General features: G+C 68.7%; 10 protein-coding genes and 3 pseudogenes. 7 read left to right on the top strand and 6 right to left on the bottom strand.

From position 1 onward, the window contains the following. The first annotated feature begins 3 nt into the window (after positions 1 to 3). From fxsB to fxsT, 3 genes are all read left to right on the top strand, one after another. Positions 4 to 2,283 carry a radical SAM/SPASM protein FxsB, inactivated metallohydrolase extension form gene (gene fxsB / locus AB0N06_RS02140; RefSeq protein WP_366132859.1) on the top strand — a complete coding sequence of 760 codons (2,280 nt, stop codon included), beginning with the start codon at positions 4 to 6 and terminating at the stop codon, positions 2,281 to 2,283. 114 nt (positions 2,284 to 2,397) lie between these two features. Continuing rightward, positions 2,398 to 3,744 (top strand): FxsC protein, encoded by a 1,347-nt coding sequence (gene fsxC, locus AB0N06_RS02135; protein ID WP_366132858.1) that lies wholly within the window; start codon positions 2,398 to 2,400, stop codon positions 3,742 to 3,744. Then, a complete protein-coding gene (gene fxsT / locus AB0N06_RS02130; RefSeq protein WP_366132857.1) occupies positions 3,741 to 7,676 on the top strand; it encodes an FxSxx-COOH system tetratricopeptide repeat protein in 3,936 nt (1,311 codons plus the stop codon). The genes fsxC and fxsT overlap by 4 nt, the downstream gene beginning before the upstream one ends. Positions 7,677 to 7,712: 36 nt before the next feature. Here the strand turns inward: fxsT and AB0N06_RS02125 are convergent, their stop codons facing one another. Beyond that, complete coding sequence (locus AB0N06_RS02125) at positions 7,713 to 8,606, bottom strand: alpha/beta fold hydrolase (RefSeq protein ID WP_366132856.1); 894 nt, start codon at positions 8,604 to 8,606, stop codon at positions 7,713 to 7,715. Positions 8,607 to 8,960: 354 nt separating this feature from the next. On the opposite strand from AB0N06_RS02125, the pseudogene AB0N06_RS02120 reads away from it, so the two are divergent. After that, positions 8,961 to 9,158, top strand: a pseudogene (locus AB0N06_RS02120) (S1 family peptidase); the annotation flags it as partial. A 140-nt stretch (positions 9,159 to 9,298) separates the two neighbouring features. Here AB0N06_RS02120 and AB0N06_RS02115 read toward each other — a convergent pair. Both AB0N06_RS02115 and AB0N06_RS02110 read right to left on the bottom strand, forming a co-directional pair. Next, positions 9,299 to 9,505 (bottom strand): DUF397 domain-containing protein, encoded by a 207-nt coding sequence (locus AB0N06_RS02115; RefSeq protein ID WP_366132855.1) that lies wholly within the window; start codon positions 9,503 to 9,505, stop codon positions 9,299 to 9,301. Next, positions 9,502 to 10,353, bottom strand: a complete 852-nt coding sequence (locus AB0N06_RS02110; protein ID WP_366132913.1) for a helix-turn-helix transcriptional regulator — start codon at positions 10,351 to 10,353, stop codon at positions 9,502 to 9,504. Before AB0N06_RS02110 ends, AB0N06_RS02115 begins: the two co-directional genes overlap by 4 nt. 207 nt (positions 10,354 to 10,560) lie before the next feature. Between AB0N06_RS02110 and AB0N06_RS02105 the strand changes: the two genes are divergently transcribed. After that, positions 10,561 to 10,923 (top strand): ATP-binding protein, encoded by a 363-nt coding sequence (locus AB0N06_RS02105; protein WP_366132854.1) that lies wholly within the window; start codon positions 10,561 to 10,563, stop codon positions 10,921 to 10,923. 275 nt (positions 10,924 to 11,198) lie between these two features. Here AB0N06_RS02105 and AB0N06_RS02100 read toward each other — a convergent pair whose 3' ends face one another. After that, the gene (locus tag AB0N06_RS02100) at positions 11,199 to 12,473 is read right to left on the bottom strand and encodes a sulfite oxidase (RefSeq protein WP_366132853.1); all 1,275 of its coding nucleotides are present in this window, start codon (positions 12,471 to 12,473) and stop codon (positions 11,199 to 11,201) included. A gap of 454 nt (positions 12,474 to 12,927) precedes the next feature. On the opposite strand from AB0N06_RS02100, the pseudogene AB0N06_RS02095 reads away from it, so the two are divergent. Next, a pseudogene (locus AB0N06_RS02095) lies at positions 12,928 to 13,138 on the top strand (hypothetical protein); the annotation flags it as partial. A 207-nt stretch (positions 13,139 to 13,345) separates the two neighbouring features. On the opposite strand, the gene AB0N06_RS02090 reads toward AB0N06_RS02095, so the two are convergent. Then, a complete protein-coding gene (locus AB0N06_RS02090) occupies positions 13,346 to 14,224 on the bottom strand; it encodes a septum formation family protein (RefSeq protein WP_366132852.1) in 879 nt (292 codons plus the stop codon). Positions 14,225 to 14,442: 218 nt separating this feature from the next. On the opposite strand from AB0N06_RS02090, the pseudogene AB0N06_RS02085 reads away from it, so the two are divergent. Beyond that, positions 14,443 to 14,781, top strand: a pseudogene (locus AB0N06_RS02085) (hypothetical protein); the annotation flags it as partial. A 9-nt stretch (positions 14,782 to 14,790) separates the two neighbouring features. Here AB0N06_RS02085 and AB0N06_RS02080 read toward each other — a convergent pair. After that, positions 14,791 to 15,861: a DUF3533 domain-containing protein gene (locus AB0N06_RS02080; protein WP_366132851.1), complete on the bottom strand. Its 1,071-nt coding sequence runs from the start codon at positions 15,859 to 15,861 to the stop codon at positions 14,791 to 14,793. Between the last annotated feature and the right edge of the window lie 229 nt (positions 15,862 to 16,090).

Below are 16,090 nucleotides of genomic sequence, written 5' to 3'. Positions count from 1 at the left end.
GGAATGACAGGACCCCTGGTCCCCTTCCGTGAAATTGTGCTCAAAGTGCACAGCAGGTGTGACCTTGCCTGCGACCACTGTTACGTCTATGAACATGCTGATCAGAGCTGGCGTACCCGCCCTAAGGCAATCTCTGATGAGGCTATTTCCTGGACCGCTCAACGCTTGGCCGAGCATGCCCTGACGCATGCGCTGCCCTCCGTGTCAGTGATCCTGCACGGAGGGGAGCCTCTCCTGGCGGGCCCCGCGCGTCTGCGCCGCGTCTGCGAGGAACTCACCTCGGCGCTGAACGGCATCGCCGATCTCGATCTACGGATCCATACCAACGGCCTGCAGCTCAGCCCGCGCTATCTCGACCTCTTCGACGAGTTCGGCGTCAAGGTCGGCATCTCGCTCGACGGCGACCGGGCCGCCAACGACCGGCACCGCCGTTTCGCCGACGGACGCACCAGCCACCCCCTGGTCCTGCGAGCCGTCGAACTCCTCCGTCAGGAGCGCTACCGGCATCTCAATCTCGGCCTGCTGTGCACCGTCGACATCCGGAACGATCCGCACGCGGTGTTCGACGCCCTGGCCGAACTCGATCCGCCGCTCATCGACTTCCTCCTTCCGCACGCCACCTGGGACCAGCCGCCGCCGCGTCCGGACGGATCGCCCACGGCCTATGCCGACTGGCTCCTCGCGATCTTCGACCGGTGGAGGGAACAGGGCAGGCCGGTGCCGGTGCGGTTCTTCTCCTCGGTCCTGTCCAGCCTCAGCGGCGGACCCAGTCTCACCGAGTCCCTGGGCCTGGCCCCCACCGACCTCGTCGTCGTCGAGACCGACGGGCAGCTGGAACAGGTGGACTCGCTCAAGAGCGCCTATGAAGGCGCGGCCTCCACCGGGTTCGACGTCTTCACCCACGCCTTCGACGAGGTCGCGGCGCACCCCGGGGTCCGGGCGCGGCAGCTCGGACTGGCCGGGGTCAGCGAGACCTGTCGCCGTTGCCCTGTCGTACGTTCGTGCGGCGGGGGGCTCTACACGCACCGCTACCGTTCGGACAGCGGATTCGACAACCCCTCGGTGTACTGCGCGGATCTAGAAGCGCTGGTGCGTGGCATCGAGGTGCGGACGGCCGCGGAAACCGAGTCGGCCGCGGTCGCGGAGCCGCGCGAGCTGATCGCCGCGCACCAGGACCTGACGCGGACTCTGCTCGCCCGGCTCCACGCGGACCTCGACGGCCGGGGCGGAGAGCGCTGGGACGAGGCCTGGGAGCTGGTGCAGGCCTTGGACCGGACGGAAGCGGGCGCCGGCGGCCTGGACGGTGTACTGGCCCATCCCTACACCCGCACCTGGCTGCTCGACGCGCTGGACACCGTGTACGACGACCGGCCGGGTGCCGACCGGACGGCGGCGCTGCGGCTGTCGTCGTCCGTGGCAGCCGCCGCCGTACGCGCCGGACTCGAACGGGATGTCCCCGTCGCCTACCGGGACGGCAGCATCTTCCTCCCCGCCCTCGGGGAGGTGCGGATCGGTGGGCCGGGGGAGCACGGCACCGCCCTCGTGCGCGCCACCGACGACGGATTCCTGATCCGGCGGGACGGGCGCGCCGCCGAACGGCGGATCGTGCGGACGTCGACGGAAGACCCCGGCTGGCTTCCGGTGCGCCACGTGGGTGTCGGCGGGGCGGTCGGCTTCGTACTCGACGACCTCGACCCGTACCGGGACTGCTTCGACACGCCCGTCGCTCCCCGGCTCGGGCAGTCCGAGGCCGATGCGTGGAGCGCGGCACTCGCCGGGGCCTGGGAACGGCTGACGGCGGTCGTACCGGGGCAGGCGGCCGAAGCGGCGGGCAGCCTGATCGCGCTGACGCCGCTCACCACCGGACGCCCCGCTGTGGGACGGCACGGCTACGGGGCGTTGGGGATCGGCGTGTACACGGATACCGAGGAACTGGCGCTCGGCCTGCTCCGCGGATTCCGGCGGGCCAAGCTGAGGGCCCTCGTGGATGTCACGGATCTGTACGCATCGGACGGAGCCTGGGACCATCGGACGCCCTGGCAGGAAAAGTCCGTTCCCTTCTCCCGCCTGCTGTCCATGACCTATGAGCGGGTGGGGCTGGGTCTCTTCGACCCCCGGTTCCTGGACGGGGTGCCGCAGGCACTCGACACGCTCGAAGCGGCGGCCGAACTGACCATCGACGGAAAGCAGCTGCTGACCGCAGTCCGGAAGGAGATCAGCGGTACACACGGGACATCCGGGAAGAACAGTTGCAAGACTGCTTTTGATCAAGAATCTGATTGACCGGGCGTGAGGATGGATGACTGAAAAGCAGCGTTGAATGACCGAACGCCATGGGGGTGGAGCAAGTCCGCTCCGGAATGATGAATTCGCTCGCATTCTTCCTACACTCCTCGGATGCGAGTGCTCACACAGGACGGGGGTCGTGTGCACGCATCAACGCAACCGCGAGCGGCGGACCATCGGCCGTACTTCTTCTTGAGCTATGCGCATACACCGGGGTACGGCGGTGGAACGGACCCGGATATGTGGGTCGAGCGGCTGTTTCAGGATCTCTGCGGCCATGTGATGGCCATGACCGACCTCCCGGCGGGTGCCTCCGCCGGGTTCATGGACCGGGAGATACGGTCCGGCGAGGGGTGGTCGGAACGGCTCGGCAGCGTGCTGGCCACCTGCCGGGTGTTCGTTCCGCTCTTCTCGCCGCGCTACTTCGCCAGCGAGATGTGCGGAAAGGAGTGGCACGCTTTCGAACAGCGCGCCATCGCCCACCGGGCCCGCAGCAATCAGCCCGCCGAAGCGATCGTGCCCGCGCTCTGGGTGCCGGTTCCACCGAACCAGCTGCCCGGGCCGGCGGAGCGACTGCAGTTCAATCACCGTGATTTCGGGGACCGTTACGTCAGTGACGGGCTCTACGGACTGATCAAACTCAGACTCTTCGCCCAGGAGTACGAACGGGCTGTCTACGAACTCGCCAAACGCATCGTCAGCGTCGCGGCCACCGCCCGGATCGAAGTGGGTCGCCCCGTCGACTACCGGCTGGCCCCCAGCGCCTTCGGCTCGCAGAGCAGCGGTGCCGGTGCGCCCCGCCCGATGAAGGTGACCATCGCGGCTCCCACCCGGCACGACCTGCCCGAGGGACGCAACGCCGACTACTACGGCGACAACCCGCACGACTGGAACCCCTACCACCCGGCCTCCGCGCGGCCCCTGGCCTATGTCGCCGAGGACCTGGTGCGCTCCCTCAACTACCAAGCCACCATTACCTCCTTCGACGAGGAATCCGGCCACGCGGAGAGCAAGGGGCCACCGAACAGACCGGAAATCCTGGTCGTCGACCGCTGGGCGCTGATGGACGAGGACCGACGTCGCAGGCTCGCGGCCTTCGACGCCGAGAACCGCCCGTGGGTGACCATGGTGGTGCCCTGGAACCGCGAGGACCCCCAGAGCAGAGCCGTCGAGGCGGAGCTGACCGAGAAGCTCGAACAGACCATGCCGTCCAAGATTCGACAGGGGCGCGCATATTGCCGCGCCGCGGCAAGGGGAGTGCCCAGCATGGATGCCTTCGGACAGGTGCTGCCCCAGGTGGTGGAGGCGGCGGCCCAGCAGTATCTGCGCCACGCGGCGGTCTATCCGCCGGCGACGGGCGGCGGTCACACTGAACGAACACGACTGATGGGGCCCATGGGCAACACACAGTTCATACCGGACATGCACGACCCTGCGACGGATGCGGAGGACGTATGACGGCCGGGCGTGACGGACGCATCGTCACTTTCTACTCGTACAAAGGCGGTACCGGGCGCACGATGGCCCTGGCCAACACCGCCTGGATCCTGGCTGCCAACGGCAAACGGGTACTGGCCGTCGACTGGGACCTGGAGGCGCCCGGACTCCACCGGTTCTTCCATCCCTTCCTCGACCCGTCGACACTCGGCGCCACCACCGGCGTCATCGATCTGATCACCGAGTACGCCTGGGCCGCCACCAGCCCGGTCCCGCGCGCCGACGACTGGCACCGCGACTACGCCCGCATCCAGCCGCACGCCGTCTCACTCGCCCCGGAGACGCTCGGCTGGGAGTTCCCGCAGGGGGGCACCCTCGACTTCGTTTCCGCCGGGCGTCAGAACCGCGAATACTCCGCGACCGTCTCCACCTTCGACTGGGACAACTTCTACGACCGGCTCGGTGGCGGGCACTTCTTCGACGCCCTGCGCGACGACATGAAGGCCAACTACGACTACGTCCTCATCGACAGCCGGACCGGTCTCAGCGACATCGCCGACATCTGCACCGTCCACCTTCCGGACCTGCTCGTCGACTGCTTCACCCTCAGCGACCAGTCCATCGACGGCGCGGCATCCGTCGCCCGGCAGATCTCCGAGCGCTACACCGGCCGCCCCATCTCGATCTTCCCCGTCCCGATGCGCATCGACGAGGGCGAGAAGGAGAAGGCCGACGCGGGCCGCGCCCTGGCCCGGCTGAAGTTCGACCGGCTGCCCCGGGACCTGTCCGGTGACGAACTCACCGCCTACTGGGGAGCGGTGGAGATTCCGTACCGCCCCTACTACGCGTACGAGGAGACGCTGGCCACCTTCGGCGACGAGGCAGGTCTGACCAACTCGCTGCTCTCCGCATTCGAGCGGCTCACCGCCGTCATCACCGACCGGCAGATCACCTCGATGCCCCCCGTGGGGGAAGAGGTACGGCTCCGCATCCGCGACGCCTTCACCCGGCGCAGGCCCGCGCTGCCCGCCGATCTCTTCCTCAACTATGTGGCGGAGAACCGGATGTGGGCCGACTGGATCGAATCGGTCCTCACCCGGGCCGGATTCCGCGTCGTCCCGCGCGATGTCTCCGCCGAGCCCGGCGAGGCCGACCCGGCGCAACTCGCGGCCGAGACCGCCGCCCGTACCGTCGTCCTGCTCTCCAGCGCCTATCTCAAGTCCCAGCGGGCCGTGAGCCTGTGGGAAAGGGCAGTCGCCGAGGACCCGGGCGGCGGCAGGCGTCAGCTGCTGCCTGTCAGGGTCGGGGACGTACGCCTCTCCGCGCCCTACATCGACCGCAACCCCGTCGACCTCTTCCGGCTCGACGAGGTACACGCCACCGCGGCGCTGATGCGTGCCCTGGACCGCCCGGTGCAGCTCGTCGACGGGGTCGCGCCCGGGCCCCGCTTCCCCGGCACCGTGCCGAAGATCTGGAACGCACCACCCCGCAACCCCGGCTTCACCGGGCGCTCCCTGGTCCTGGAACGGATGCGTGACCAGCTCGGCGGCGGCATGGCCGTCGTGCTTCCCCAGCCGCAGACCCTGTACGGGCTCGGCGGCGTCGGCAAGACCCAGGTCGCTCTCGAGTACGTGCACCGCTTCATGGCCGACTACGACCTGGTGTGGTGGATATCGTCCGAGCAGACCGACGACGTGGTGGCCAGCCTCGCCGAACTCGGCGTCCGGCTCGGCGCCCAGGGCGGCGACGACATGGCCGCGGCCTCACAGGAGGCCATCGACCTGCTGCGTCGCGGAGTTCCGTCGGATCGCTGGCTGCTGGTCTTCGACAATGCCGACGACCCCGAACGGCTCCGGCGCTACTTCCCGCAGGGCGGCTCCGGTCACATCCTGGTCACCTCCAGGAACCAGACCTGGTCCCAGCACGGCGACGCGCTGCCCGTCGACGTCTTCCTGCGGGAGGAGTCCATCGAGCACCTCCAGCGCCGCGCCCCGGGGCTGAGCGTCGAGGACGCCGCACAGGTGGCCACCGCTGTCGGTGACCTGCCGCTCGCGGTGGAACAGGCGGCGGCCTGGATCGCGGAGACCGCCACGCCCATCGACGCCTATCTGGAACAGCTCGCCCAGCAGGCCCCTCAGGTCCTGGCCCTCAACCAGCCCGCGGGCTACCCGGAACCCGTCGCCGCCACCTGGAACATCTCCATCCAGCGCCTCAAGGAGCGCTCGCCCGCCGCCGTGCGGCTGCTGCAGCTCTGCGCCTTCTTCGCCCCCGAGCCGATCAACGCCAACCTCCTGTACAGCAAGGAGATGATCGAGGCGCTGAAGCCGTACGACCCCTCGCTCCAGGAGAAGCTGGTGCTCGGCCGGGTCATCCGGGAGATCGGCCGGTTCGCCCTCGCCAAGGTCGACCAGGTCTCCAACTCCATCCAGGTGCACCGCCTCGTCCAGGCCGTCATCCGGGCACAGCTCAGCGAGGAGGAGCAGCGTGACGCCCGGCATGTCGTCCACCGCATTCTGGCGGGTGCCCGGCCCGATGACGACGAGCCGATCGACAACCCGGCGACCTGGCCGCGGTTCGCGACCATATGGCCGCACCTCGGCCCGTCCGACGCGCGCAACTGCAGGGAACCCGAGACCCGCAGGCTCCTGATCGACCGGGTGCGCTACCTGTGGAAGCGTGGTGACTTCAGAACGGCCGGCACCCTCGGCGCCGAATTGCGCGAGACATGGGAGGAGATGCTCGGCGAGCGGGATCTCCAGTACCTCTACCTCTGCTTCCACCTCTCCAACATCTACCGCTCGCGCGGTCGTTATGTGGAGGCGAAGGAACTCGACGAGATCACCCTCGCCCGGCAGCGGGAGGTACTGGGTTCGGAGCACCCGCACACGTACATGACCACCAGTAGCCTCGCGACGGACCTCGGCACCCTCGGCGACTACACCCGGGCGATCGAGCTGGCGACCGAAGCCACCGAAGGGTTCAGCCAGATCTTCCACGACTCACACCCCAGGACCCTTGCGGCGGCCAACAACCTGGCTCTGAACCTGCGCCTCGTCGGGCAGTACGCCAGGGCCAGGGAGATCGATCAGGACGTCTACGACCGGCGCACCGAGGTGCTCGGCGCGAACCACCCGTACAGCCTGTCGTCCGCCATGAACCTGGCCCGCGATCTGCGGGACGTGGGACGGTACGAGGACTCCGTCGGTCTGCTCAGCCGCACCTACGACAGCTACAAGTCACACCTCGGGCCAACCTTCCCCGGCACGCTGAGTGCGGCGAAGAGCCTCGCGGTCTCGCTGCGCAGGGCGGGCCGGCTGGAGGACGCCCGCAGACTGACGGTGGCCACCCGTGCCAGGTACCGGGCCAAGTACACCTCGGCCAACCCCGAGTCGCTGGCCTGTGATCTCAACATGGCGGCCGACCTGTTCGCGGCCGGTGAGGCGGTCGAGGCGAGGGACACCGCACAGGAGGTCGTCGACGAGTACATGAAGGTCCCGGGGGAGAAACACCCGTACACCCTGGCCGCCCAGAACAACCTCGGCGTCTATCTCTCGGGGGCCGGTGCGGCGGAGGAGGCGGAGAAACTGCTGAAACGGGTGGTCGCCTCGATGCGCGAGGTGTTCGGACGCGAGCATCCGCACACCCTGTTCTGCGTCATGAACCTGGCCAACGCAACCGTGGGCCTCGGCGACCTCGACATCGTGCTGTCGACGGAGCGGCAGGTGTCCGCGCAGCTTCGGGAGGCCATCGGGGCGCACCATCCGGAGACGTTGGCCATGACGTCGAACATGGCTGTCACGCTCGATGCGATGGGGCGCAAGGACGAGGCGTTGCAGGTGCGGGCGGAAGTGGTCGAAGAGCTGACCCGACAGCTCGGCGACGAGCATCCGCTGACCCGGATCGCCCGGGAGGACAGCCGGTTCCAGCGCGAACTGGAACCGATCACGATCTGAGCCGACCGGGCCCGCCGATGGCGGGCCCGGCCTGGGTCAGCCCTTCGAGGGGGCGGCGGTGGCCTGCTCCTCCAGCAGCCAGTTGAGGATGCCAGGGAGCACGGAAAACGCATCGAAGTGCGCCGCCGCCGGCTCCAGCACTGCGGTGGCGCCCGGGATCTGCCCGGCCAGCCAGCGGGAGTGCCCGACCGGTGAGAAGACGTCCTTCTCGCCGTGCCACAGCATCACGGGTCCGGTGATGTCCGCCGGGTCGAAGCCCCATGGGGTGCAGAGCGCGATCGCGTCGTCGATCCACCCGTACGCCGAAGTGCGCAGCCCCTCACTGTAGTTGCGCAGCAGCATGGAACGGATTCCGGCGTCGTTGACGACGACCCGGTCGGAGTCGGTCAGCTCCCGGCGGAGATCGTCGAGGAGCTTGACCGGATCCTGCCTGATCACTGCCGACCGGGAGATGAAAGACTCCGCGAGCCCGTCCGGGTCGGCCACCGCCGTGGTGTACGCCAGCACATTGGAGGCGGCCATCCCGTCGAACCAGTCCAGTCCGTCCGCGCCCCAGGGGGCGAGCCCGACCAGAGCGGCGGTACGGGTGACCCGGTCCGGCATCAGTGCGGCGCAGGCCAGGGCATGCGGGGCGCCGCCGGAGCGGCCCACCACGGCGAACCGTTCCAGCCCGAGCGAGTCCGCGATGGCCCGCACATCCTCCACGACGTCCGCCACGCAGCGGCCCGCCAGCCGGTCGGAGTCGCCGTAGCCCGGCCGGTCATAGGTGATGAGCTGTGTCTTGCGCTGGTACAGCACCATGCCGCGTGGCGCCGGACCGAGCCGACTGCCGGGCATTCCGTGGAGCAGGAAGACCGGTCTCCCCCGCGGGTCGCCCAGACGCTCCACCATCAGATGCCGCCCGTCCCTTGCGCGCACCCGATTGCGCATTCCGCGCCTCCTCCACTCCGTGCGGGCACCGAGTGCCCGACTTTCTCCACCAATTCGATGATGACCCATCAAAGTCCCTGGAGGGAATGGCAATTGAGGTAAATCAACAGTGAATACCGGACAGGCCCAGCCCTGGTCCATTGCCGGACGCCCGGTCGCACGGTGTGTTCGCAGGCGGAACCGGCGCGATGCGGTTCCAGGCAGGTGTGCAGGGGTGAGGACGAAACGGTGCGCTCGTGTGTGCATCCTGAAGTCGACCTTGTGTGCTGTCTGCCCGGTCGGAATAGTGGCTGGCTCCATCCTCCGCACTCAGGCACTTCACTTGCCTGTGCGCGGCCCCGCAGGAGGTCGGCGTTGAAGCATCGGCGCATATCCAGGAAGTGCGCGGTGATGGCCGGTTCGGCCGTTGTCGCCCTGGACGCAGCGGGAATCACATTCCAGAATGCGAACGCCATTGACGACGTACCGCAGTGCACCGTACGGACGCTGATGGCGAACGCGGCCGGAAGGCTCGCCACCGCCCTCGGCGACAACCTCGGCGGTGACGCCGCCCCCCTTGCCGGTCGGTCTGAGTCGGCCCGTCCGGCGGGTCCGTCAGTTGTGCGCCCGGGCCGACGCCGACGACCCGCCGCGGGCAGCTGCGAGACCGCCGGCAGCGAGCCCGTTGTTCCGTTCAGGAGTCCGGCTCGGCGCTATCCCGCCATGAGCGCCACGAATGCCGACCACTCGCGCCGCCCGACCCGCAGCACGGGACCGTCGCCCGCCACCTTCGAGTCGCGTACGTACACGGCCTCGTTACCGGCAGCCACCTCCACGCAGTCGCCGCCGTCCGATCCGCTGTAGCTGCTCTTGAACCAGCGCAGCTCGTCCACGTTCTCGGTTACCTGCTCCACGCTCATGTCTCTCCCATCAGCCGTTCGATGAGCCGCGCAGACTCCTCGACATTCAGGGCCTGCGATCGCAGCTTGCCATATCGCAGGCCGAAGGCGCTGACGTCGGCGGGATTGTGAACCACACACCCGACGCCCTGTGACTCGAAGTACCCGAGGTGCCGCAGTTCACTGGATTCCGCGACCACGAACGGCCCGTTCTTTCCCGGGTGGAACCCTTGCCCGGCGGGCATGACCTGGATCTCCACGTTTCTCATCGCGCCCACTTCCAGCAGCCGTTGCCACTGTTCCCGCATGACTTCTGGCCCGTCCACAGGATCACGCAACGCCTCCTCGCTCACGATGAGCGACAGCTCCGCCAGCGGTACCCGCGTAAGCAACTTCTGCCTGCCCAGCCGCCCCTCCGTGTGCTGGTCGACGACCTCCTCGCTGAACGGCGGGCAGTGCCCGGCGAACACCGCCCGCGCGTACGCCTCCGTCTGCAACAGCCCCGGCATCAGCAGCGGATCGTACGAGAAGCGGCTCACCACCTCCGCCTCGATGAGGGCGAAGTGGCGGAAGAACTGCGGCAGCTTCGCCCGGTCCACGTCGTCCTGCAACACCTCCAGCACGCCCCCCGCACCCAGCACGCGTTCCGCCGCCTCGGTGAACGTGGACTTCGCCGGCCGTCGTCCCTGCTCGACCGACGCAACCTGCTCCAGCGAGTAGCCGATGGCCTCAGCCAATGCCTGCTGGGTCAACTTCGCCCGCAAACGCAGGTGCTGGAGGAGTCTGCCGTACGCGACCCATACGCCCGGCAGATCGTTCTCCTCTTTCGGCTTCACCTTCACCGCGCGCCCGTTCCGCGTATCCCGCACTGCACTCACGCCCTTCCGGCCACCCCACTGCGACTGGACCTGGTTCAACAGGAAGGCGCATTTCCGGGACACGGCTCCGGACCCGTACAACGCCCGTACAAGCCCCGTACAACCAAGGCCGGCACCCATACCCAACCTCGTACGACCACCACCGCGTACAGTCATCACACCTGGTCAGCACCACATGCACCCACCCACGATGGCACGGTGAAGCACCAGGCAATCACTCCCGAACCCCGCCCGACCGTGCCAGAGTTCAGCCTCCGCCTCAGCAGCACAAGACGAGGCGCCCGACTGGCCCGCACTCTCGCCGTGCAGCAGCTCACCGATTGGTGCGACATCCCGTACGACTCCGACTCGGCCCGGACCGTCGCCCTGGTCACGGCCGAGCTGGCCTCCAACGCGATCACCCACGGCCACCTACCCGGCCGTGACTTCCGGCTGACGCTGCTGCTCCTGTCCCATGCCCTGCGTATCGAGGTGACGGACACCCGCCCCGACCGAATTCTGCCGAACCCGTCCCCCCACCCCCACCGGTGCCACTTCTGGCCGCGGCCTACTGCTCATTGACGCTACGCGAACCGCTGGGGCCACGTGGGGCGAGGCATAGGCTGCCACCGCGTCCGTCTTCCTGGATGACATCTCCACAGTTCCCGCCGTTCAGTCGGTCTCCTCGGGGAAGTACTGGAAGATGCACCTGACGGCTGGGGACGTCGGCACCGAGGGCCTGGCAGAGGAGCAGACCTCGCTGGTGCTGGTCGTCGCCCCGGGACCACCACCAGCCGGCCGCGTACCGGCCGCAGGCCTACGCCCGGCCGGGAGTGAACTGCCCGCGGTGATGGTGGTCAGATCACGGTTACCGGGTGACGCACCACTGCGTCGAACAGAAAGCCCTGCGTGTTGGCCACGGCGGTGTCCGGCTGGGTGCGGCCGGCCGTGTCGGTGGCGCGGGCCAGGAGGTGAGTGTCGCCGGCCGTGTCGGGCTTCCAGGTCAGGGACCAGCGGGTCCAGGTGCCGGCACGGGGCCGGTCGTGGAGGCGGGCGGGCCGCCAGCTCGCCCCGCCGTCAGTGCTGACATCGACCCGCGCGATGGCCCCCGCGCCCGACCAGGACCGGCCGTGCAGCACCTGCCCCTTCCCCCTGGCGAACCTCGCCCCGCTCGCGAGCTCGAAGGCGCTCCTGACCACCTGCCGGGTCAGCGGCGCGCTGCCCTCCTCCGGGTATGCGGAGCCGAACAGACGGTAGAAGATGGTGTTCCAGGGCGAGTAGAGCGGCTGCGTGGACACCTCGATGTCGCCGACCCACTTGATCGACGAGATCCCCACCCACCCCGGCACCAGCACCCGCACCGGATACCCGTGGTCGTACGGAAGCGACTCGCCGTTCATCTCGTACGCCAGCAGCACATCGTCCAGCGCCTTGGCCAGCGGCAGCGGACGGCGTACCCGCCCGAGGTTCTCGCCGCCGCTGAAGAACTCGGCGTCCAGACCGCGCGGCTGCACATCCACGGCGTACGAGGACAGCCCGGCCTTGCGCAGGACGTCGGCCAGGCGCACCCCGCGCCAGTGCGCGACGCCGATCGCCCCCAGCGTCCACGGAGTGCCGGTGACCGTCTCGCCCTGCTGCGTCCTGAAGTAGCTGCGGCCGTTTCCGGCGCACTCGACGAACGCTGTACGGGTCACGGCGGGCAGGGCGCGCAGATCGTCGTACCCGAACTCCACCGGCCTGTCCTCACCGGGCGAGCCGCGTAACCCGCTGCCCCACAGCCTCAGCCGCCAGTCGGCGGCATCCAGGACAGGGGTGGCGGTGTGGTTGCGTACGAAGAACAGTTCGTTGGGGGTGCGGTGGCCGGTTCCGCGCAGCGCTTCCCAGCGGGTCTCGGCGTTGGTGTCGCGCCGGATGAACCACTCCGGCGGCAGCGGCTTGACAATCGTGGGATCGGCGGCGTGGGCGAGGTGCGGCACGGGGAGCGCGGCCCCGGCGGCGGTCGCGGCGAGCAGGGTCAGCAGCCGGCGGCGGGTGACCCCGTCCGCCCTGGCGTCCCCGGAGAGCCACTGGCTCAGCCTGTGGCGGTCGTACGCGGATTCGTCGTGGCGGGCGGCGGAGACGGGTGAAGGCATGACAGTTCCTCATCGTTGAGACGACAGGCCGACATGGGAGAGGACAGCGCGAGCCGGCGCACAGGGCGGCGCGCCGCGAAGGCGGCCGCGGTCCACAGCGCGGCGGCGCGTCAGAGGCTCCAGCGGCGGCATGACGGGATGCAAGCATGCGGCGCCAAAAGGCGTCAACGGGGCGATCTTGCCACTGGGTTGGGCCTTCTGCGCCAGACCGCGGCTGGAGGGGCGTCCACGTGCCCGGCCGGCAACTGGCCGAGTACGCCGGCTGGGGGCGCCCCGGCGGGCAGCAGCACCTGCTGGACCGGGCGAAGTGGGACGTCGATGAGCTGCGTGACCGCGCAGGGCACGCGAACGCGAGCCCTGTTCGTGATCAAAGGCTTCGACAACCTTGATCATCAAGGGTCGCATCTCTCGTTGGTGAACCGGACAAACCCTCCATGGCAGCGCGTAGTGGGCGATCAGCTCATCTCGCCGACTGAGAACGCATCAGCATCGCGAGCTCTCCCTCACCGCGATCGGGCTTGACGCGCACATCCAGTCGCTGCTCGCCGGAGCCAAGATCGGCATCAGGTTGCTTGCCGACCGCTTCCCGGGGGAGCGAGGTCCGTATCGCCGCGGCTCTGCGCGAACTTGAGGCCCACGGATACTTGGAGCGAACCCGGGAACGGGACCAGCCCAGCACCTCGCAGAGATCTCCTCGCCGTGCTCGGCGAAGAGCCGAGTCGGGAACCGACGGCCGCAGCCCCGACTTGGCCCGTGCTCACCGCTGACTCAGCCTCGGTCAGTGCTTCCGCAGTTGACTACGGAAGCGCTCGGCCGCCTCGGGGCCCCGCCGTCCGGCAGCGGCTCCGGCCGGACGGCGTGATCCGACCGGGTCAGTCGGCCCAGACCTCGGCTTCGTCGGCCGGGACGGTGGTGGCGAGCTTCAGCTCCTTGCGGGCGGCGACCGTCTTGCCCGGGTTGATGCCGGCGAAGGCCTGGTCGTAGGCGAGGTAGAAGGCGTCCGTGTCACCGGCCGAAGCGGCCTTCTCCCACGCACCGGCGGTCTCCTCCAGCCGTGCGCGGAGCTTGACGGTCTCCGGCTGCTGAATGCTCTTCAGCGCCGTGAGATGAGTGCTGAGCGCGGCGGCAACGGCTTTGGCCTGCTTCTTGTAGCCGGCCAAGTCGTCCTCGACCTGATCTGCTTCGGGCTGGTTCGTCCACAGGGCCTCGTAGACGGCGTTCGAGCCCTTCAGGTACGCGAGCTGGTCGGCGTTCAGGGACTTGCTCTTCAACGAACCAGAGAACTTGCCCGCTGCCTTGGTGTACGTGCAGCTCACGGCCCGATCGCCGGTCGCCCAGCTCTCCTTGGTGGGGGAGTAGTGGTAGACGTCGACGCCCTTGGGCAGGGCCCAGGCGTCGGGGGTGAACTTCTGAGCCTCGGCCGGGCACCGTTCGTCGGCGATCTGTGTGGTTTTGTCCTCACCGGGGTACGCCGACTGCCCGTCGATCTTGAAGTCGCCGATGACCTGGCCCTCGTGCGGTTCCTTGCACGGCACGACCTCGACGCTGAACTCCTCGCCCTCGGGTGCCCCGCTGTTCGGGTTGTAGCAGTCGCCGGTCGAGAGCGAGAAGACCGATCGCTGGCGAACCGCTTTCTCGGCACCGGCCTTTGCGCTGTCGAGGGCTTCGGAGCATCCCACTGCTCCGATCGAGATCAGGGCTACGACAGCGGATATACCGCGCAGGGACCGGGACGTGACACCGAGAGACATGACGTAAGCATCCTCAAGCGGAAGAGGTGTGAACAGGTGCGCGCATCGTATGGCATGTCAGTGACAGTGCCGTGTGCAGGCGCTTCGCTGCACCGGCAGTGGTTGTGTAAGTGATATCCGGACGAGTTGTCGTCCGGCGCTTACTGGATGTCCGAGAAGTGCCGGAACGTCTTGTGAAGTCGAGGACTACTTCGACGACATCGCCTCGGCGGCTCCGGCAGCCGAAGTCCGACTCCTCGGTCGCCGACGTCGAGTGCGTGACGGAGGACGGTCACCTACTGTACGAAGTGCTCGGTGCCGGTCTTGCCACGTACGCCGACCTCCGCGCGGGAGCGGTCCGCCTCATCGAGATCAACCACACGCTGCCCAAGCCTGCCGACCGCCTTTGCCTCGTTCTGGCCGGCCCTCCGGCCGAGGACTGGTCGGCGGCCACCGTCCACGACGTCTTCGGCATCCAGGTCCTGTGGCGCACCCAGCAGGGCTGGGAGGGCGAGGACGTCGAAATCGCCCTGACCGAAGGGGTGTCGGCCCGGACGGAGGAATTGGCCGGGGAGTGAGGCAGGCGCTCAACCGGGGCGGCGAGATGGGGATGAAGGAGGTGCCGAGTTGCCGGGGACCGTCTCCGTGCGCGTCGCGTCCGCATCGTCCTGCCTGCGGCGCAGGGCGAGCAGCAGGGTGAGCGCTGTGCCGATGACCGCCCACGCGGACAGCACCAGCAGTGGTCCGGCCACCGCGTTGCCCTTGAAGTACGCGATCGAGCGCGCCACCCAGGTCCCCGCACCCGGTGGCAGCGCGGGGCCGATCGCCCGCCAGAAGTCCGGCAGCATCGGCAGCGGGAAGGCGCCGCCCGCGCTCGGGTTGCCCGCGATCACGATGATCAGGACGGCCAGGCCGATGCCGATGATGCCGGTGAGCGCCTGCAGGGCGAGTGTGATCATGCCGACCGCGAAGACGACCAGGGCGCCCAGCCCGGACAGGGCCCAGAAGCTTCCGGGCAGGGCGCCGAGGATCGGTCCGACGATGATCGCGCCGCCGATCCCGCCCGCGATCGAGTACAGCGCCATGGCGCCGGTCCGGATCAGTGCCCGTTCGAGGTTGGCCGGCCGGGAGCCCGCGCTGATCGCGAGGATCGAGGCACAGAGATAGCCGCCAACGCACCAGCCGACGACCAGATAGAAGGACGAGAGCCCGTCGAAGTCCTGGTCGGAAGCCGGTGCCACGTCGATGGATCTGACCGTGCGCTGTTGGGTCAGACCGACCTTCTTCATGATCGAGGTCAGTGAGCTTGCCAGCGCTGTTCCGCCGCCGGAGGCGACCAGGACGGTATCGGTCGAGCCGGCCGGGTTGACGATCAGGGCCCCGTCGATGTCGCGGTTCAGGATCTGCTCGCGGGCCGTGGCCGCGTCGGTGATCGCGCGCGGGTCCAGCGGGCCGCCGGGGAGGTTTTTCAGCTCGGTGACGAGTCGCGCGGACATCTGCCGGGGTGCGACCACCCCGAAGGGGACGTCCGTCGGCTTCGGGGCGTGCAGTGCCCCGATGTAGGACGCGATGAACAGCAGTTGCAGCGCGAGCACGCCGATGACGAGCAGTGCGGCCCGTGGAGTGACGGCCTTCTTCACCTCGTCGGCGAAAGTCATGCGCCCATGGTCCGGAGTGTCCCCTGTCTGCGCAGGTGGGGCTGGGCCGAATGGCTGCCCGGCCCGCCCGCCGGATGACCCGTGCCTGGCGCGCGTCGCTGCGCAGCGCGCTGCTGGGTTTCCTGCCGGCCCCTTGCGTGCGAAGAGTTCCTTCGTGGTGACGGTGAGTCCCGGCGGAGTTGTGGTGAGTCGCTGTGTGGAATGCCACGGAATAGGTCACACGTTCGAA

The sequence above is a fragment of the Streptomyces sp. NPDC051020 genome (assembly GCF_040683105.1).
Lineage (GTDB): Bacteria > Actinomycetota > Actinomycetes > Streptomycetales > Streptomycetaceae > Streptomyces.
The sequence above is the reverse complement of the archived record's forward strand: the minus strand, read 5'-3'. Positions and strand labels throughout refer to the sequence as shown.